The sequence below is a fragment of the Nitratireductor sp. XY-223 genome (genome assembly GCF_004959855.1).
In the GTDB taxonomy this organism is placed as follows: domain Bacteria; phylum Pseudomonadota; class Alphaproteobacteria; order Rhizobiales; family Rhizobiaceae; genus Hoeflea_A.
Genome location: NZ_SPNT01000002.1, coordinates 399,819 through 418,834, shown reverse-complemented (window position 1 = coordinate 418,834; position 19,016 = coordinate 399,819). Strand labels below are relative to the sequence as shown.

Annotated in this window: 16 protein-coding genes and 1 tRNA gene; 4 read left to right on the top strand and 13 right to left on the bottom strand. The window is 62.2% G+C overall.

What is annotated here, in order from left to right:
- The first annotated feature begins 106 nt into the window (after window positions 1–106).
- Window positions 107–1,714, top strand: coding sequence for an ABC transporter substrate-binding protein (locus E4M07_RS08575; RefSeq protein ID WP_136657891.1), 1,608 nt, complete (start codon window positions 107–109; stop codon window positions 1,712–1,714).
- Window positions 1,715–1,794: 80 nt separating this feature from the next.
- Here the strand turns inward: E4M07_RS08575 and E4M07_RS08570 are convergent, their stop codons facing one another.
- Genes E4M07_RS08570 through E4M07_RS08560 form a run of 3 tightly spaced genes read right to left on the bottom strand, consistent with a single transcriptional unit; the run spans window position 1,795 to window position 5,492 of the window.
- The gene (locus E4M07_RS08570; protein ID WP_136657890.1) at window positions 1,795–3,459 is read right to left on the bottom strand and encodes an ABC transporter ATP-binding protein; all 1,665 of its coding nucleotides are present in this window, start codon (window positions 3,457–3,459) and stop codon (window positions 1,795–1,797) included.
- Between the two features lie 3 nt (window positions 3,460–3,462).
- The gene (locus E4M07_RS08565) at window positions 3,463–4,524 is read right to left on the bottom strand and encodes an ABC transporter permease (protein WP_136657889.1); all 1,062 of its coding nucleotides are present in this window, start codon (window positions 4,522–4,524) and stop codon (window positions 3,463–3,465) included.
- Between the two features lie 11 nt (window positions 4,525–4,535).
- On the bottom strand, window positions 4,536–5,492 hold the full coding sequence (locus tag E4M07_RS08560; protein ID WP_136657888.1) for an ABC transporter permease: 957 nt from the start codon (window positions 5,490–5,492) through the stop codon (window positions 4,536–4,538).
- A 431-nt stretch (window positions 5,493–5,923) separates the two neighbouring features.
- Here E4M07_RS08560 and E4M07_RS08555 point away from each other — a divergent pair, with 431 nt between their 5' ends.
- Window positions 5,924–7,999, top strand: a complete 2,076-nt coding sequence (locus tag E4M07_RS08555; RefSeq protein ID WP_136657887.1) for a patatin-like phospholipase family protein — start codon at window positions 5,924–5,926, stop codon at window positions 7,997–7,999.
- A 71-nt stretch (window positions 8,000–8,070) separates the two neighbouring features.
- Here E4M07_RS08555 and E4M07_RS08550 read toward each other — a convergent pair whose 3' ends face one another.
- The 6 genes from E4M07_RS08550 to E4M07_RS08525 form a co-directional block, all read right to left on the bottom strand.
- Window positions 8,071–9,030, bottom strand: coding sequence for a D-glycerate dehydrogenase (locus E4M07_RS08550; RefSeq protein ID WP_136657886.1), 960 nt, complete (start codon window positions 9,028–9,030; stop codon window positions 8,071–8,073).
- A complete protein-coding gene (locus E4M07_RS08545) occupies window positions 9,031–9,228 on the bottom strand; it encodes a hypothetical protein (RefSeq protein WP_136657885.1) in 198 nt (65 codons plus the stop codon).
- Entirely contained in the window at window positions 9,225–10,580 is a 1,356-nt protein-coding gene (locus E4M07_RS08540) for an amidase (protein ID WP_136657884.1), read from the bottom strand. The genes E4M07_RS08545 and E4M07_RS08540 overlap by 4 nt, the downstream gene beginning before the upstream one ends.
- Window positions 10,580–11,944, bottom strand: coding sequence for a TRAP transporter large permease subunit (locus E4M07_RS08535; protein WP_136657883.1), 1,365 nt, complete (start codon window positions 11,942–11,944; stop codon window positions 10,580–10,582). The genes E4M07_RS08540 and E4M07_RS08535 overlap by 1 nt, the downstream gene beginning before the upstream one ends.
- 31 nt (window positions 11,945–11,975) lie before the next feature.
- Window positions 11,976–12,575, bottom strand: a complete 600-nt coding sequence (locus E4M07_RS08530) for a TRAP transporter small permease subunit (RefSeq protein WP_136657882.1) — start codon at window positions 12,573–12,575, stop codon at window positions 11,976–11,978.
- Between the two features lie 72 nt (window positions 12,576–12,647).
- Window positions 12,648–13,736 carry a TRAP transporter substrate-binding protein gene (locus E4M07_RS08525; RefSeq protein WP_136657881.1) on the bottom strand — a complete coding sequence of 363 codons (1,089 nt, stop codon included), beginning with the start codon at window positions 13,734–13,736 and terminating at the stop codon, window positions 12,648–12,650.
- 250 nt (window positions 13,737–13,986) lie between these two features.
- Between E4M07_RS08525 and E4M07_RS08520 the strand changes: the two genes are divergently transcribed.
- Window positions 13,987–14,793 (top strand): IclR family transcriptional regulator, encoded by an 807-nt coding sequence (locus E4M07_RS08520; RefSeq protein WP_169054138.1) that lies wholly within the window; start codon window positions 13,987–13,989, stop codon window positions 14,791–14,793.
- Between the two features lie 86 nt (window positions 14,794–14,879).
- Here the strand turns inward: E4M07_RS08520 and E4M07_RS08515 are convergent.
- A tRNA-Leu gene (locus E4M07_RS08515) sits at window positions 14,880–14,966 on the bottom strand.
- 120 nt (window positions 14,967–15,086) lie between these two features.
- Window positions 15,087–15,611 (bottom strand): methylated-DNA--[protein]-cysteine S-methyltransferase, encoded by a 525-nt coding sequence (locus tag E4M07_RS08510; RefSeq protein ID WP_136657879.1) that lies wholly within the window; start codon window positions 15,609–15,611, stop codon window positions 15,087–15,089.
- Between the two features lie 331 nt (window positions 15,612–15,942).
- Here E4M07_RS08510 and E4M07_RS08505 point away from each other — a divergent pair, with 331 nt between their 5' ends.
- Complete coding sequence (locus E4M07_RS08505; protein WP_136658474.1) at window positions 15,943–16,167, top strand: EF-hand domain-containing protein; 225 nt, start codon at window positions 15,943–15,945, stop codon at window positions 16,165–16,167.
- A gap of 463 nt (window positions 16,168–16,630) precedes the next feature.
- Here the strand turns inward: E4M07_RS08505 and lepA are convergent, their stop codons facing one another.
- Both lepA and E4M07_RS08495 read right to left on the bottom strand, forming a co-directional pair.
- Entirely contained in the window at window positions 16,631–18,463 is a 1,833-nt protein-coding gene (gene lepA / locus E4M07_RS08500; RefSeq protein WP_169054176.1) for a translation elongation factor 4, read from the bottom strand.
- A 99-nt stretch (window positions 18,464–18,562) separates the two neighbouring features.
- Window positions 18,563–18,988 carry a DUF2306 domain-containing protein gene (locus E4M07_RS08495; RefSeq protein WP_206057204.1) on the bottom strand — a complete coding sequence of 142 codons (426 nt, stop codon included), beginning with the start codon at window positions 18,986–18,988 and terminating at the stop codon, window positions 18,563–18,565.
- Window positions 18,989–19,016 lie beyond the last annotated feature (28 nt).

The window sequence follows — 19,016 nt, the reverse complement described above, 5'->3', positions numbered from 1 at the left end:
GCCGATTAACGTCGATTTTCGGAAATCACTGGATTTTCCCCGTCTGTAGGCTAGGCTGGCGGCAATAAAAACAACGAAGTCAAGATGAAACTCTACGGGAGACACTATGAGCAATCGAGATACCGATGCCCTTCTGGCACAGATTATTGAGGCAGCGCGCAGAAAACGCCTGAGCCGTCGCGGCTTTATGGAGGGCGCGTTGGCAACCGGTGCCACGGTTGCCGCAGCCTCGACGTTGTGGTCGACGCAGGTTGCTGCGCAGACGCCGAAGCGCGGCGGAACGTTCCGCGTGGGTGTCCATGACGGCAACACCGCCGACAGCCTGGATCCGGGCACGACGGAAAGTGTGTTCATGATCCAGCTGTCGCATGCCTGCCGCAGCTATCTGACTGAGATCACCAACACCAACGAGCTCGGCCCCGACATTGCCACCAGCTGGGAAGCAACGCCCGACGCGTCGGAGTGGCGCTTCAAGCTTGCGTCCGGCGTCACCTTCCACAGCGGCAAGGCAATGACCGCTCAGGACGTTGTCGACTCGCTCAATTTCCACCGCGGTGAAAACACCACCTCTGCTGCCAAGGCGCTGCTCTCCGACGTCACGGACATCACCGCCGAGGGCGACGACACCGTTGTCATCACCCTTTCCTCCGGCAATGCCGATCTGCCTTTCCTCGTTTCGGACTATCACCTCGTGATCCTTCCGTCCGACGGTAGTGGCGGCGTCGACTGGCAGAGCGGCGACGGCACCGGGCCGTACAAGATCGTCAACCATGAACCGGGCGTACGCACCGAGCTCGTCAAGCATGACGGCTGGCATCGCGAAGGCGCCTATTTCGACGCGGTCCACATGCTCGTCCTGAACGACGCCAACGCCCGTCAGACGGCGCTGATCACCGGCGATATCGACGCCATCACCGACGTCGATCTCAAGACGGTCGGCCTCCTGAAGCGTGCCCCCGGCATCGTCATCGACGACGTGCCCAGCGGCTCGCATGTGACGCTGCCGATGTTCTGCGACCAGGCGCCGTTCGACAATGTCGACGTCCGGCTGGCGCTGAAATACGCCATCAACCGCGAAGAGATCATCGAGAAGATCCTCTTCGGCTACGGCAGCATCGGCAACGACCATCCGATCGCACCGTCGCTGCCCTACTGGGCCGATCTGGAACAGCGTACCTACGATCCGGACAAGGCCAAGTTCCACATGGAGAAATCGGGCCTCGGCAACATCAATGTCAGCCTCTCCGCGGCAGACAGCGTGATGAGCGGCGCCGTCGACATGTGCGTGCTCTATGCCGAGCACGCCAAGGCGGCCGGCATCAACATCGATGTCGTGCGCGAGCCGAATGACGGCTACTGGTCCAATGTCTGGCTGGTGAAGCCCTTCGTCTTCGTTCAGTGGGGCGCGCGTCCGACGCCGGACGTGATGTTCTCGCTCGCCTACAAGGACGACGCAGCCTGGAACGAAAGCCACTGGCAGAACAAGCGGTTCAATGAGCTGCTGCTTCAGGCCAAGTCGGAACTCGACCAGAACAAGCGCGCGGACATGTACAAGGAGATGCAGCTCCTGTGCAAGGACGACGGCGGAACCATCGTGCCGTTCTTCCGCAACCGCACCATGGCGCGTCGCGACAATGTCATGCACGGCGAGTTCATCGCCTCCAATTGGGAGCTTGACGGCGCCCGCGGCTACCAGCGCTGGTGGTTCGGCTAGGACAAGAAGAAAGCCCCGGATCGGTGTGATCCGGGGCTTTTTACAATCCGCCAAAGATGAGCCTGACGGCCCGCCGGTCGTCAGGCTTTCTTTTGATGCGCCGCCTCGCCGATATTGTCGACGCCGCGGCTTTCCAGGAGATTGGTCAGCCAGTCCGGGTCCATCTCCGGAACCGACGACAGCAGCAGGTCGGTGTACTCGTGGTGCGGCGGCTTGAACATCTCGTCCTTCGGGCCCATTTCGACGACCTTGCCCTCCTTCATCACCACGACGACGTCGGCGATGGAGCGGACGGTGGCAAGGTCGTGCGTGATGAACATGTAGGCGAGGTTCAACTCCTTCTGCAGCCGGTCGAGCAGCCGCAAAATGCCCTCGGCCACCAGCTGATCGAGCGCGCTGGTGACCTCGTCGCAGATGATGAAGCTCGGTTCCGCCGCCAGCGACCGGGCGATGCCGACACGCTGTTTCTGGCCGCCCGACAGTTCCGAAGGCAGGCGATGATAGTAGAGCGACGGTTCGAGCTCGATCTGGTCGAGCAGCTGGTCGACCCGCTTCTTCAGGTCGGCCCCGCGAAGGCCGCCATAGAACTGCAGCGGCCGTCCGATAATCTCGCCGATGGTCTTTTTGGGATTAAGCGCCGTATCGGCCATCTGGTAGATCATCTGCGCCTGGCGCAACTGGTCCTTCGAGCGGTCCTGGTAGCGCGGCGGCATGGGGCTGCCATCATAGAGGATCTCCCCCTCGCTCGGCGGCAACAGCCCGGTGATGCAGCGGGCCGTGGTCGACTTGCCGGATCCCGATTCGCCGACCACCGCGACGGTCTGGCCCCGGTAGATGTCGAATGAAACGCCATCGAGAACCTTGACCGGCCCATAGGCGGCCGAGACATTCTTGACCGAAATCAGCGGGGTCTCGTTCGCCGCCGGCGGCGGCTTCTGCTCGCGCTTGAAGCTGCGCACCGCCCAGAGCGACTTGGTGTAGTCCTCTTCCGGGTCGGCCAGCATCTTGCGTGTCTCGGCCTCCTCCACTTCATCGCCCTTCAGGAGCACCTTGATGCGGTCGGCCATCTGGGCGACGACGGCGAGGTCGTGGGTAATGTACAGCGCCGCCGTATTGAACTGGTCGACGATATCGCGCACCGCCGCCAGCACCTCGATCTGGGTGGTCACGTCGAGCGCCGTGGTCGGCTCGTCGAAGATGATGAGATCGGGTCGGCAGCTCATTGCCATGGCCGTCATGGCCCTTTGCAACTGTCCGCCGGACACCTGGTGGGGATAGCGGAAGCCGATCTCCTCCGGGTTCGGCAGCCGCAGCCGCCGGTACAGCTCGATGGCGTCCTCTTCGCTCTCCGACTTGGTGTTGACCTTGTGCAGCAGCGCCGATTCCGTGTGCTGGTCGATCAGCTTGTGCGCCGGGTTGAACGACGCCGCCGCGGATTGCGCCACATAGGCGATGCGCGAGCCGCGCAGCGCCCTGCGTTCGGCCCGCGTCGCCGTTGTCAGGTCCATGCCGTCGAACAGCACCGTGCCGTTGGAAATCCGGCAGCCGTCGCGGGTAAAGCCCATGGCCGCAAGGCCGATTGTCGATTTGCCGGCGCCCGATTCGCCGATCAGGCCCATCACCTCGCCGCGATGCAGCGTGAGGTCGATGCCGTGAACGATCTCGATCCACTTCTCGTCCGAGTAGCCCTCGATCTTGAGGTCCTTGATTTCGAGCAGGACGCTCTTCTTTTCTTGATCGCTCATGGTCTACTCCTTCAAGCCGGAGGAAATGTGCAGCATCCAGTCCACCACGAAGTTGACCGCCACGGTCAGCAGCGCGATCGCGGCGGCCGGGATCAGCGGCGTGACTTCGCCGAACGAGATCAGCGTCGCGTTCTCGCGCACCATCGATCCCCAGTCCGCGGTCGGCGGCTGGATGCCGAGCCCCAGGAACGACAGGGCCGAGATGGCGAGAAAGACGAAGCAGAACCGCAGGCCGAACTCGGCGGCGAGCGGCGCCGTGATGTTCGGCAGCACTTCCTTGGTGATCAGGTACCAGGTGGATTCACCGCGCAGCCGTGCCGCCTCGATATAGTCCATCACCACGATATTGCCGGCGACGGCCCGGGCGAGCCGGAAGATCAGCGGCGAATAGAGCAGGGCGATGACCAGCGTCAGGTTGAGCACGCTGGTGCCGACGATGGTCAAAAGCAGCAGCGCGAAAATGAGCTGCGGGATGGCCATCAGCGTGTCGACGATACGGCCGAGCACCTGGTCGACCCAGCCGCCCATCTGCGCGGCGACGAGACCGGCGAGCGTGCCGACGATAAAGGCGATTGCCGTGGTCATCAGCGCGATGCCGACCGTGTTGCGCGCGCCGTAGATCAGCCGGCTGAAGAGGTCGCGTCCGAGCTGGTCCCCGCCGAGCAGCATCACGTCGTCCGGCGGCGCGAAGGAACCGCCGACGACTTCCGCCTCGCCGAAGGGGGCAATGAGCGGCGCGAAGACCGCGGCGATGACATAGGCGATGATCACCAGCAGTCCGAAGGACGCCGTCAGCGGCGCCGTGCGCATGAGCTTCGCGCCCTCGGGCGGCAGCACCTGGATCAGCGATTCCCGGAAACTGTAGGAAAGTCCGGCCGCCGCGGCGAGCAGCGCCACGCATATGGTGATGTTGACCAGGACCTCGGCACCGAACAGCAGGCCCGAGATCAGTGACACGCACAGCAGCGTGAACAGCAGCAGCAGCGCCGTGCGGTACTTGTAGTAGGCTGCGACACAGCAGGCGAGGATCAGAAACGCGTAGTAGATGATGACGAATGTAAGCATTTATCCGATCCTCACTTCGGGTGGCGCAAGCGCGGGTTGGACAGGATAGCGCCGACATCCGCGATCAGATTGAACAGGATGAACGTTGCGGCGAAGATCAGGCAGCAGGCCTGTACGACCGGAAAATCACGCTTGGTCACGCTGTCGACCAGCAGCTGGCCGACGCCGGGATAGACGAACACAACCTCGACCAGGACGACGCCCGTGATCAGGTAGGCCAGGTTGAGCGCCACCACATTGATGATCGGCGCCAGTGCGTTCGGCAGCGCGTGCCGGGTGATGACCTTGGAATTCGGAACGCCTTTCAGGCGCGCCATCTCGATATAGGGCGAGGCCAAAAGGTTGATGATGGCCGCGCGCGTCATGCGCATCATGTAGGCGGTGACGACGAGCGCCATGGTGATGGCCGGCAGCAGCGTGCGGTACAGCCGCTCGCCCATCTCCATGTCGGGCGTGACGTTGGAGATCGCCGGAAAGATCTGGTTCTGCACGGCGAAGAAGACGATGAGGATGTAGCCGAGGAAGAATTCCGGTGACGAGATCGACACCAGGCTGACGGCATTGGCGACACGGTCGAAGACCGAGTTGCGGTAAAGCGCGGCCAGCACGCCGAGGCCGATGGCCAGCGGCACCGATATGAGTGCCGCAAGCCCCGCGAGGAACAGCGTGTTGGCGAAACGCGGACCGAGTTGCTCGGCGACGGATCGCTGGTTGGCGAGCGAGGTGCCGAAGTCACCCTGAACGGCGCTGCCCAGCCACTCGAAATAGCGCACATAGGCCGGCCGGTTGAGGCCCAGTTCCTCGCGCAGTGCAGCGACGGTCTCCTCCGTCGCGGACTGGCCGAGGATCTGCTGGGCGATGTCGCCCGGAAGCAGTTCCACCGCCCCGAAAATGATTATGGAAACGACAAGCAGGGTCACCAGACCAAGCAACAACCGTTTGCCGATCAACGGCAATACGCCACCCATATTCCCCTCCTTATTAGGCCTCGCGCCGGGCGCAAGGCCAATGTTTATTGAGGGGATGTTCGCAATTGGCGCAGGAATAAGTCAACCTAAATCACACGACTTGTGAATAGGTGAGGGTGTTTGTGAAGCCGCTGGTGGCGACTTGGTGCGATGCTTGTCTGCAAGCGACAATGTGTGTCGCTGCCGGTGTCCCGGGTGGGCGCGCGGACCAGCGCCTGCGACCCCGTCAGGGCCCGAATTTGTAGGAAATGCCGAACAGGACGGCGTGCGTTTTCACGTCCACGTTCATCCCGACGGGCCCCCCGGTCGGCACTACGGCCCGTATCGCGCCCGCACCCCGCGATTGACGGTGATAATTGTCACAGTGCCCGGTGGTGCAAAGGGATAAACTGCCGGTTGAGCCTGTTGGCGATCTTAAATTGGGGGTGGCGATGTCGGACGAGCCGGTCTTCACATTGGGTCTTACCATGGCGGGCGCGGTCTCTGCAGGAGCCTACAGCGCCGGTGTCTTCGATTTCCTGGTGCAGGCGCTCGAGGAATGGGAAAAGGCGCGGGCCTCGGATGCGGCCTTGCCCGAGAACGAGCGCAGGGTTCCCAATCACCGGATCCTCATTCCGGTGATATCCGGTGCGTCCGCCGGCGGCGCGACCGCCGCGCTCGGAACATTCGCGCTGGCCGCGCCGACCCGTCTTCCCACGCCGCAAGAGGCGCCCGGCACGCGCTGTGTTGTGCCGGCGCTCTTCGAGACCTGGGTGGAAAGCGTCTCCTTTACCGCCGGTCGTGAAGGAACGCTGCTTGGGACTTCCGATCTTCAGGACGGCGGCCGGGTCGCCTCGCTGCTCGACGGCTCGGTGCTGCGCAATACCGCGGAAAGGATCATCGGGAAGACCGAGACCGGCGCCGCGCCGCGGCCCTATCTTGCTGAAAACCTGCATATTTTCATGACCGTGACGAATCTGCGCGGCGTGCCCTACGGAATCCGGTTTACCGCCTCCGACAAGGCGGACACCGCCGCCCATGTCATGGCGCTACACGCCGACCGTGTGCACTACCGGTTCAGCAAGGTCGGCAGCGGCAAGTTCGAAAGCGCGTGGCTGCGGGAATATGGCGATTCCGGAACGCCCATGGACGCAGACATGCTGAAGGCCTCCTATGGCGAAAAGCCGGACGGCGCGGACAAGGGCAGGCCCCACCAGTTTGTCGAATCGGCCCTGGCGACGGCGGCCTTCCCGATCGGTCTGCCGGCGCAGCAGATAAATTCCCACACCAGCGACTATGATGACAGGGCATGGCCCTATGCTTCGAAGGAGGGTATCGGTTCGATCCGGCCGGTCTGGCCGAAGAACAATGCCGGCGAGCGCTCCTATGACGTTCATTATGCCGGCGTCGACGGCGGCGTGATCAACAACGAGCCGTTCGAGATCGCCCGCTGGACGATCAAGAAAAAACCCCTGCACAAGCGCAACGAACCCGATGCCGTGTTGGCGGACAGGGCCGTTCTGCTCGTCGATCCGTTCCCGCAGTCGACGGAGTTCATTCCCGATCTCTCCGATGACGAGAGGCTGGCGCAGATCTGCCTGAAAGCGGTCGTCACGTCCCTGTTCCCCACCCTGAAGAACCAGGCGCGGGTCAAGGCGATCGATCTCGCCCGGTCGGGCAACGACAAGCTGGTGTTCAGCCGCTTTTTGATCGCGCCATCCCGTCAGATCGGGCAGGGTGACGACGAACGGGCGGCGGCCGACCCTCTGGCCACCGGTGTCCTTGGCGCCTTCGGCGGGTTCCTCAGCAGCCGGTTTCCGGAGCACGACTACCAGCTCGGCCGACGCAATTGCCAGCACTTCCTGCGTAGGCATTTCCGCGTTGCTGCTGGCAACGATATCACCAAGAGCTGGCCGGCAGGATGCGATCCGAAATACACGATCAAGGACAAGGGTGGCACAGCCTACCGCGTGCTCGTTCCGCTCTTCGCCTCGGCCGATATCGAGGTGACGCGGCCGCAGTGGCCGCGGGTCGGCGACGCGGAAATCGATGAATTCATCGATGCGGTGAAGCGGCGCAGCAACGCGCTGGTAAAGGCGATAGCAGCGACCGAGTTCGACAATTGGTATCTGCCCTGGATCGCGCGGGTCGCCTGGCGGATCAAGCGCGGCGCCGTACTGCGCTGGATCAGGAAAACGCTGACAGCCGATCTCGTGCGCCGCGACCAGCACGAACGCTACGCCGGTCTCTCCGGCGATCTTGAGCACAATGTGCTGGCCTGTCTGTTTGATCTCGATGCGGACGAATGCACGCCGTTAGGGATCGCCGATGCGGTCAACAAGCGCAACGGTGCGAAAACGCACGCGCGGCGAACCGACGAGCGGGAGGTCAGGAAAGTGCTGGACGGCGGGCTTGTGGACTATGTTGAGTCAGAGCGTAACAGCAAATACGCGCTGCGCCCGCCATACAGGCCTTCCGATACCGACACGGTTCTGGGAAGAATTTCCGGCTTCTTCGGCAGGAGGTGATCCGCCGGCGGTGCCTGGCCTGACGCGCCGGCCGATGCGGATACCGGCTGGTCCGCCAGCGTTGCCAGGCGTCACAAGAGATCTTTCGGCGTCCTGCCTGAAAAAAAAGCGTCGACATTGTCGAGCGCGCGAAAGCCCATCGCATCGCGTGTTTCCACCGTCGCGCTGCCGATATGCGGCAACATGAACACTTGCGGCAAGCCGGCAAAATCCGGATTTCCGCCGGGTTCCGACAAAAAACAGTCGAGGCCGGCAGCAGCGACATGACCGCTTTCGATCGCGGCCTTCAGGGCAGATTCGTCGATAAGCGCGCCGCGTGCCGTGTTCACGACGACTGCGCCCTTCGGCAGCAGAGACAGGCGGGTGCTGTTCATCAGCCCCGTGGTCTGCGGCGTTGCCGGGCAGTGCAGCGACAGGAAATCGGCCACCGGCAAAAGGCTTTCCGGACTGTCGTGGAATTGCGCGCCCTTTTCCTCTTCCGGGCCGAGGCGTTTGCGGTTGCAATAGTGGATTTCCATTTGGAAACCGCGCGCCCTTTCGGCCAGGACCCGGCCAACGCGCCCCATGCCGATGATGCCGAGCCTTGCGCCGGTCACCTGCTTGCCAACCATGAAGGACGGCGACCAGAAGTCCCACGCGCCGCCGCGGACCATCTGGTCACCTTCGATGGCCCGCCGTGCCGCGCCGAGCATCAACAGCATTGCGATCTCCGCTGTGGCATCGGAAAGCACATCAGGCGTGTTGGTGACAACGATGCCGCGAGCCTTGAGGGCGGGAAGATCGCAGTGATCGACGCCGACCGAATGGTTGGCGATGATCTTGAGGCGACTGTCCAGTTTCTCGGCGACATCGGCCGTGAAAAATTCGGAATGGCACGGCACGATCCCGTCCACCGAGGCGCTCATGGCGATGATTTCTTCGGCGCTGCTTTCCGTATCATCCCAGTTGATGACGCATTCATAGTCACGCTGTGCGCGTTCAAGTGCGGCGTTGCTCAGGCGGCGCGGAAACCACAGGCGGGGGCGGGCCATTCATTTGTCCTTTTTGACGGCTTCTTCCCAGAAATCGTAGATCGCCAGCGCGATGACGAAAATGACGATGACCATGAACGGAAGGCCACCCCAGAAGCCCGCGAATCCGGTTGAAATGGAATGCGACAGACCAATCACGAAAACCGCCATCAGCGCGGTTCCGATCGCTGCGACGATTATGGTGGCCAGGCGGGTCACAGGGCTCCTCCTTCAGATTGCCGGGCAAGTTCCGTTTGAAACCAGGATGCGGTGCGCAGCAGGCGGTCGTCTTCTTCCGGCCCGCCGACAAGCTGGACCCCGATCGGCAGGCCGGTCTCGCCGACAAGGATCGGCAGGGTGACCGCCGGCAGGCCTGCAAGCGTCCAGATCGTGCAGAACACCGGATCGCCGGTGCCCCCCGATGCGAGCGCCGGCGCCTCGCCGGTCGCGGCCGGCGCCAGTATGGCGTCGAAATCGTTGAAATGGCCGGAAAAGAACGTTTCGGCCGATTGTTTCACCGCCAGCGCGTCCTCATATTCGGCCCGGCTGATCGCCAGGCCGCGCGCCACGATGGGCTCCAGGGTCGGACTCAAACGTGCGCGATGCTCATCGATGATCTCCGCCAGGTGCTGGCAGAATTCATACTCGTGGATCTTGGCGTGGACATCGACAAGTGCCGCCAGCTGCGGGGCGGCACCAAACCGTTCCACCTGGCCGCCGAGGGCGTCAATCACGCTCTCCAGCCCCTCCGCGGCATCGCTGTCCAGCCGGTCGTGATGCGGCAGGTCGAACCAGGCGAAGACCGGCTCGACCGGAGGCTCGCTGCGGGCGCCGCCCAGCATGTCCGGCCGCGGGCGGGCAAAACTTTCGGGATCGTCCGGATCAAATCCGCCGAGCACGTTTGCAAGCACCGCAACGTCTTCGAGGCTGCGGCCGAAGGTGCCGACCTGATCCAGCGTCACGGAAGTCCGCAGGATACCCGTTCGCGAGATCACGCCCCGCGTCGGTTTGAACCCGTACACGCCGCAGAATGAAGCCGGGCGAATGACCGATCCGTTGGTTTGCGTTCCCATGGCAATCGGCACATGCCCGGCGGCGACGGCCGCCGCCGATCCGCTTGACGATCCGCCGGGCGTCCGCGCGGCGTCATGCGGATTGGCCGTGTCCGTCGGGTGCGCGAAGGCAAATTCGGTGGTTTTGGTCTTGCCGAGGATCACCGCACCGGCCTCGCGCAGCCGGTTGACGATCGCAGCGTCCGTTTCGGGCCGGCGTCCGGCACAGATCGGCGTTCCGAGCTCGGTCGGCATGTCGCGTGTGTCGACGATGTCCTTGAGGCCGACGGGAACGCCGTGCAGCGCGCCGGTGGCGCGGCCGGATTTCCGGATGCGGTCCGCTTCCCGCGCCTGCTCCAGCGCCAGGTCGGGATCGACATGCGCCCAGGCCCGGATCTGCGCATCGGTCTGCGCAATCCTTTCAAGGCATGCGGTGACCAGCGCTTCGGATGAAAGCCTGCCGGCCCTCATTTCGCTCACGGCATCCAGCGCCGTCAGGTTCGGAAGCGTCTCGGACATCACGGAATATATTCGCCGAAGAGGTAATCTGGGAACCAGAGCGCGATCTCGGGGAACTGGTACATCAGCACCATGCACAGGATCACGATGCCGAGATAGGGCATCAGGCCCGAGAAGATCTGCATCAGTTCTATTCGGTGTTTCAAGACGCCCTTTAAATAGTAGGCCGACATCGCCATGGGCGGAGTCAGGAACGACGTCTGCAGGTTCAGCGCCACCAGCATGGCGAAGAAATAGGGATTGACGCCGAACGTCTCGAGCATCGGCAGGAAGATCGGTACGAAAATGATCAGGATTTCGGACCATTCAAGCGGCCAGCCGAGCAGGAAGATGATCAGCTGCGCCAGGATCAGGAACTGCCACGGCGCCAGGTTCATGGCGACCACCCAGTCCTTGATGATGTCGTGCCCGCCCAGATAGGAAAATACGCTCGCAAAGGTCCACGAGCCGACAAACAGCCAGCACACCATCGCCGTGGCCTTGGCGGTCAGGAAGACGCTTTCCTTCACCTTTTTCCAGGTCAACGACCGATAGAGGAAAGCCAGCACGAGCCCGCCCAGTGCGCCCATGGCCGCTGCCTCGGCCGGCGTCGCCAGCCCGCCCAGGATGGAGCCCAGCACCAGCATGATCAGCACCGTCAGCGGCACAAAGGAGATGATGAGATTCTTGTAGATCTCCAGCGGCGGCGGAATGTCCTCGTCCCTGGGCTTGGGTGCCAGGGACGGATTGAGACCCACCCGGGTGATCACGTAGACAATGTAGAGCCCGGCGAGCAGCAGGCCGGGAAATACCGCCGCAGCGTAAAGCCGCAAGGGCGACAGCTCGGCAATCGCCGCATAGACGATAAGCATGATAGACGGAGGGATCAGAATGCCAAGGGTTCCGCCGGAGCAGATCACGCCCGCCGCGAAACTCTTGTTGTAACCCGCCTTGGCCATCGCCGGGTAGGCCAAAAGACCCATCAGGGTGACCACCGCGCCGACAATGCCCGAGGCGGTGGAAAACACCGCACAGGTCACCAGCGCGGCAATCGCCAGCGAGCCGGGAAGATGCCGTGCGGCCTGGTAGAGCGAAAAGAACAGCCGGTCGACGATATTGGCCCGCTCGACAACATAACCCATGAACAAAAACAGCGGGATAGCGACCAGCGTGTCGTTTTCCATCACCGAATAGGTGTTCTGGTTCAGAAGGTAAAAGATGTTGTTTTGAAACAGGTCGCCGATGCTTTCGGGGGCCTGGCTGTAATAGGCGTAGTAGCCGAAGGCGACGCCCATTGCGATCAGCGTGAACGCAATCGGAAAACCCAGCAGCACCAGGAATATGAACAGGCACAGCATGAGGATTGCAACTTGCGGGTCGGTCATGAAGCCACTCTTGTTGTTGTCCGTGCCACCATCAGCTGCGGCGCTCCGGATCGTCGTCCAGCAGCGCAGCCCCATCCTGTGTATGCATCAGCATGTCTTCGGTTTCGCGCACATCGTCGAGCCGCTCCAGCCACTGGCCCGAGCGCATGGCCAGCCAGCACCGCATGATCTCGGCAATGCCCTGCAGCATGAGCAGCGCCCCGGCCAGGGGAATCAGCGTCTTGAAAAAGTAAATCTGGATGCGCGCCGGGCTGTTCCAGCTGACTTCCTGGTAGCGCCAGCTGTCCGATGCGATTTCCCACCCGTACCAGAACAGCGCGAGCATGCCCGGAAAGAAGAAAATGATGTAGAGGACAAGGTCGATGCGTGCCTGCCAGCGCACCGGAAACAGGCGATAAATGACGTCGCCGCGCACATGGCTGTCCTGCGCGAGCGCATAGGGTCCGGCCATCAGGAACAGGGCGCCGTACATCTGCACCATCATGTCGAAGGCCCAGACCGTGGGCGCGTTGAGGACGTACCGGACAAAGACCTCGTAACTGACACTCAGCGTCAGGATCAGGATGCACCAGCCGAAGGCGCGGCCCACCCATTGGCTGAAACCCTCGATCGTATGGATGATGTTAACCAAGCGCGTTCTCTCAATCATTTGCCGGGGGCCAAGTCGTTGGCTCCCGGCAAGTCTTCGGTTTTGCGGCGATTATCAGCCGAAATAGTGCTTGTAGGCCAGCTTGTAGTCCGGCTGGTTCAGATTGAGATAGTTCATCACATCCTTCGCGTAGGCCTTCTGGCTTTCGACGACCTTGGCAAAGAACGGGTCCTCGGCGGAAATACGGCCGATAACCACATCCCAGGCTTCAAGCTGCTTGGCCATTACGCTGTCGGGTGTGCGGTACACGTTGACACCCTGCTCATCCGACAGCTTTACAAGGTCGTCCGCGTAACGCTTGGTGTTGTGCCAGTAGAAATTGGAGTTCTCGGCTTCCGAGGCATATTTCAGGATGGCCTTCAATTCGGCGGGCAGGGCCTCATATTTCTGCTTGTTGAAGGTGACCTCGAAGAACTCCTGTGACTGATGGAATGAGGCCAGGTGGTAGTGCTTGGAAACGTCCTGCATGCCGAAATCGCGGTCGGATGTCGGGTTGTTGAATTCGGCGGCGTCGATGAGCCCGGATTTCATGGCCGGCTGGATTTCACCGCCAGGAAGCTGGACAACCGACATTCCCATTTCCAGCAGAACGTCGGCGGCAAGGCCGACGGTGCGGTATTTCAGGCCTTCCATCTGGCCCGCATCGGTAATTTCTTCCTTGAACCAGCCAAGCGGCTGCGCCGGCATCGGCGAATTGAAGAACGAAACGACGTTCAGGCCGAGAGTGCCCATGAGTTCATCGAACAGTTCCTGCCCGCCGCCGTAGTTCACCCAGCCGAGCACCTCCTGTGACGACCAGCCGAAGCAGGGTCCGGTGCCGAAGAGCGAGGCGGTTTTCGATTTTGAATACCAGTACGCGGGCACATAGTGCGCGGCGTCGAGGACGCCCCTGTGGACCGCGTCCTGCATCTGGCTTGTCTTGACGACCGAATTGACAGGCAGCAGTTCGATTGTCAGCGCGCCGCCCGACATTTCATTCACGCGGTTTACATAGGACTGGGCGTTTTCTAGAAAGATGCCTCCGCCCCAGGCGGCCTGCATCTTCATGGTCATCGGTTTGCTCTGTGCAATGGCCGGACTGGCAACCGCGGCAGCGCCCACGAGTGCCGAACCGCGTAAAAAATTACGACGAGTTGTTGTCATGGTACTTCCTCCCTTGATCTTATTCCGCGCGTCAATACCGTGCGCAGCTTCACCTTGTGGGTGATGATCCCATGCTAAATCGAAAATCGTCGATTTTCCATTTTTTTGTTTCGAATAGGCGTTGGCGGTGCAGATTTTGCTTAACTTATTGAAATATAAGGATTTCAAATTTCCATTTTTTTTTGCAATTTCTGACTGTTAAACTAAAGTCGTAGAAAAGAGCGTTGTGACAATGCCCAGGCAGCAATTGTTGGATGACATCGGCAGAAAGACGGGCAAGGCATCCGAGGACGGCTCGGATGTCGTCGTCGCGCTGGACCGCGGTCTGGCCATTCTGGATCGGCTGGCCCGCGGCGGCGGCGCCACCTTGAGCGAGGTTTCCCGGGACACGAAAATCCCCGTCTCGACGACATTTCGCCTGCTTTCGACCATGCGCAAGCGCGGGTTTGTCGAATTCTCCGAAAGCGCGCAGGGCTGGTTCGTCGGAACACAGGCGTTCAGCGTCGGCAATGCCTATCTCAGCCGCATCAATGTGGTGGAGGTCGCGCACCCCTTCATGCGCGAACTGATGGAGCGGTCCGGGGAGACCGTAAATCTCGCCATAGAAAACAACGGCGAAGTGGTTTTCATCTGCCAGGTCGAGGCCAACAATCCCGTGCGCGTGCACTTCAAGTCCGGATCACGCGCCCCGATGCACGCCTCGGGTATCGGAAAAGTCCTTCTTGCCCATATGCCCGACGAATTCGTCAAGAACCTGATTGCCCGGCGCGGCCTTGAGGCCATGACCGAACACACGATCACCAGTCCGGAACAGCTTTTCGCCGAGCTGCGGCGCATTCGCGACAATGGCTGGGCGCTCGACGATGAAGAGCGCTTTGTCAGCATGCGCTGTATAGCGGCGCCCATATTCGATCCCATCGGCAATGTCGTGGCCGGTGTCTCGATTTCGGGCCTGGCAACGCGGCTGACACCGCGTGAACTGGACCGCTACCGCGATCTGGTTCTCGAGGCATCCAGAAAGATCGTCAAGGCGATCGACGACAAGTCCCACGAATAGGCCGGCAATCGCCGCGTGTGAGCGGCATCGGCCAGGCTCGCCAAACGCGGTCCGGCTTGTGCCTGAAATCTCGGGATTATCGGGAATGGTGCCCAGAAGAGGACTCGAACCTCCACGACCATGCGGTCACCAGCACCTGAAGCTGGCGCGTCTACCAATTCCGCCATCTGGGCAATCAAATCGTGCCGGCGTGATGTAAGGCGGCGGCCGGTCCCTGTCAATGTTTTATTTGACGCAATTGCGGCAGCCGCGTCCGGGTTTCAACCAGACGGTCGCACAGGCGGCGCGCGGCGCTAGAGCAGGAAGGGAAAGCCGCCTTCGTGCTTGAGCAGCCGGATCTTCGTCTCGACGCCGCCTTCGCCTGAAAAGCCGCCCATGCCGGTCGCCGACAGCACCCGGTGGCAGGGCACGATGATCGGGATCGAATTGGCGCCGCAGGCCTGGCCGACCGGCTGGCCGTAGGTGTCGAGCTCCTTCGCGATGTCGCCATAGGTGCGGGTCTCGCCAAAGGGAATGGCGAGCATCTTTTCCTGCACCTGCCGCTCGAACGGGCTGGATGAAAGCTCCAGCGGCAAATCGAAAGCCGTGCGTTCGCCGTCGAAATAGGCACCAATCTGCTGCGCCGCCTCCTTCAGCAGCGCTGTCTCTTGCGTCGGCGGATAATCCTCGGTCTCGCGGCCCCAGAAGAGCCGCGCGATCCGGCCGTTCCGCGCGATGATGACGACGATGCCGAGCGGCGTTTGCACGTGGGCGATCTGTTCGCCGGCCTCGGCGCTGCCCGCAATGTCGGTTGTGGCGGTTGGCGATGGATTCGTCATGGGCGAATCCTGCCTCCGGGCGGGGCGCCTGTCAATTCACAGGGCACCCTGCGGGCCGCGATGAATTGTGCAGCTATTTCCGCTGTTTAGACGGGCGGTCCACACAGGTGTGCACAGGCCTTCAACTTTGGTTAGTAACCCAAATATTTCAACAAGTTATATTAATCACGGTTACCCATAGTTTTGTCCAGAAATGATCCTGAACGGGCCATTTTTCCTCCCCTTTGAAACCACAAATCGGGACCAATGTCCTTCTCGTCCGGCGGGGCCGGGCGGACGGATCGCCTCCCAAGCAAGTTGATCCGTTCTGTAAAGTACAAGGAGAGTACCGATGAAGAAGCTTCTTTTGGCGATGGGTCTTGCGGCCTTCTCGACGGCCGCCTCGGCCGCGATGGTCGATTTCAACACCGCCGATGCAGACGGCAATGGCGCTGTCACGATGGAAGAAGCAAAGGCAGCACTGCCGGAAGTGTCACCCGACGCTGTAGCGGCGGCAGACAGCAACGGGGACGGGGTTCTCACCGTAGCCGAATACGAAGCGTTGGCCAGCCAGTAATTGGCGCTACCCCTCTCACATGTTCCCTACGGGCAATATTTGGAACATGTGTGCAACTGGCTGACCGGCGCTTTTGCCGGGACCCCCGCTATGGTTTCCATGGCGGGGGTTTCTCGTTTTCATGTCCTCACGGTTGAGCGCGGCTTCGCCGCTAACCTCCGGACGGGGTGCCGAACGGTCGGCGGCACGCGGTCGCGTGCGTTTGGTGAGTTATTTGGCGCTCACGCATGAGCGGGCCTTCGGCCCTATGCTCCGCGAGGGCGGCCAAAAGTGGCCGACGCGCGGTCGCGCTTGCGGTGCTGTGCACCGAGTTCTGTTTCCTTGGGAGGTTTTAAGGGAAAAGAGTTCGAAGCGCTGCGCGCTTCGCAAGGCCGACCGGCCGTCGCCGCTTATGCGGCGCGCCCGCGCAGGCCAGCCGCAAAGCGGCGGTGCGGCCGTGAGCGCAAACAAATGGCCTGCAGCCCTAGTCCTCCTTCATCTTCAGCGCCGCGATGAAGGCTTCCTGGGGGATATCCACCTTGCCGAACTGGCGCATGCGCTTCTTGCCGGCCTTCTGTTTCTCCAGGAGCTTGCGCTTGCGCGTCGCGTCGCCGCCGTAACATTTCGCCGTCACGTCCTTGCGCAGCGCCGAGATGGTCTCGCGCGCGATGATCGTGCCGCCGATGGCCGCCTGGATCGGGATCTTGAACATGTGGCGCGGGATCAGGTCCTTGAGTTTCTCGCACATTTCGCGGCCGCGCTTTTCCGCCGCCGCGCGGTGCACCATCATGGACAGCGCGTCGACCGGCTCGCCATTGACCAGGATCTGCATCTTAACGAGGTCGCCCGGCCTCAGCTCGGTGATCTGGTAGTCGAACGAGGCATAGCCCTTGGAGATCGATTTCAGCCGGTCGTAGAAATCGAACACCACCTCGTTGAGCGGCAAATCGTAGGTCAGCATCGCCCGTGTGCCGACATAGGTGAGCTCCACCTGGATGCCGCGCCGGTCCTGGCACAGTTTCAGGATCGGCCCGAGATATTCGTCCGGCGTCAGGATGGTGGCGCGGATCCACGGCTCGTGGATCTCGGCGATCTTGACCACATCGGGCATGTCGGCGGGATTGTGCAGCTCGCGTTTGCTACCGTCGGTCATCACCAGCTCGTAGACCACGGACGGCGCAGTGGCGATGAGGTCGAGATCGAACTCCCGCTCCAGCCGCTCCTGGATGATCTCCAGGTGCAGAAGGCCCAGGAACCCGCAGCGGAAGCCGAAACCGAGCGCCGCCGAAGTCTCCATCTCGAAGGAGAAGCTGGCATCGTTGAGCCGCAGCTTGCCCATGGCGCTTCGCAGGTCCTCGAAATCGGCCGCATCGACCGGAAAGAGGCCGCAGAAGACCACCGGCTGGGCCGGCTTGAAGCCCGGCAGGGCCGCTGCGGTCTGGCGCTTGTCCTCGGTGATGGTGTCGCCGACGCGGGTGTCGGCCACCTCCTTGATCGAGGCGGTGATGAAGCCGATCTCGCCCGGTCCCAGCCCCTCCACATTGGCCATTTTCGGCGTGATCACCCCGACCCGGTCTATGAGGTATTTGGCGTCCGTCCCCATCATGCGGATCGTCTGGCCCTTCTTCAGGACACCGTCGATGACCCGCACCAGAACGATGACGCCGAGATAGGCGTCGTACCAGCTGTCGACCAGCAGCGCCTTCAGCGGCGCGTCCGCATCGCCCTCGCGCGGCGGCGGCAGGCGGTGGACGATGGCCTCAAGCACGTCGGGAATGCCCTGGCCGGTCTTTGCCGAGATTTCGACGGCGTCGGAAGCGTCGAGCCCGATCACCTCCTCGATCTGCTCCTTGACCCGGTCCGGGTCGGCAGCCGGCAGGTCCACCTTGTTGAGCACCGTGACGATCTCGTGGTCGTTGTCGATTGCCTGGTAGACATTGGCGAGCGTCTGCGCCTCGACCCCCTGGCTGGCGTCGACGACCAGCAGCGAGCCCTCGCAGGCCGACAGGCTGCGCGAGACCTCGTAGGCGAAGTCCACGTGGCCGGGCGTGTCGATCAGGTTGAGGATATAGGTCTCGCCGTCCTCGGCCTTGTAATGCAGGCGCACGGTCTGCGCCTTGATGGTAATGCCGCGCTCGCGCTCGATATCCATGCTGTCGAGCAGTTGCTCCGACATCTCCCGGTCGGCCAGCCCGCCGGTCATCTGGATCAGCCGGTCGGCAAGGGTCGACTTGCCGTGGTCGATATGGGCGACAATCGAGAAATTGCGGATACGCGAAAGCGGAATACGGGATGAAGCGGTCATGCCACGCCCTATAGATCAAATCATGGGGCGGTGAAAAGCCATTTCGCACGTCTTTTGGACCCGTTTCCGCGGCCCCCCCGGCACGGGAGCGAGACGGGGTGGTCCGCACGGTCAGTCGCCGGCGACCGCTTTGCCGGCCGTGAGAGCAACGATCAGGACTTTGTGCATGATGCGCTCCGGCGCGAAGCTGAAGGCGCCGGCGATCAGAAGCGCGCCCACATAGGTCGACACCATGGTGAGGCGGTGACTGCGGATCATGCCGGCGCGCGCCAGCAGGACCGCGGCAAGAAGGCTTGCCAGCGTCAGGATCGACAGAATGTGGATCGGGCTCCAGCGCCCCCATAGGCGCAGCTCGTAAATTGCGAAGGAGGAAAGTGCGGCGATGGCCATCAGACCGACCCAGACGCGGCCGGCAAGCCTGTGGGCGGGCGAGCCCTTGGGCCGCAGGAATATGACCGCGCCGAGCAGCGCGGCGCCGATGGCCGACACAACGTGTATCTGTATGGCGGCGGATGCCGCGAGCAGGGGTTCCAGCATGAGATCGTCCGGGTCCGGGTGTGAAGCG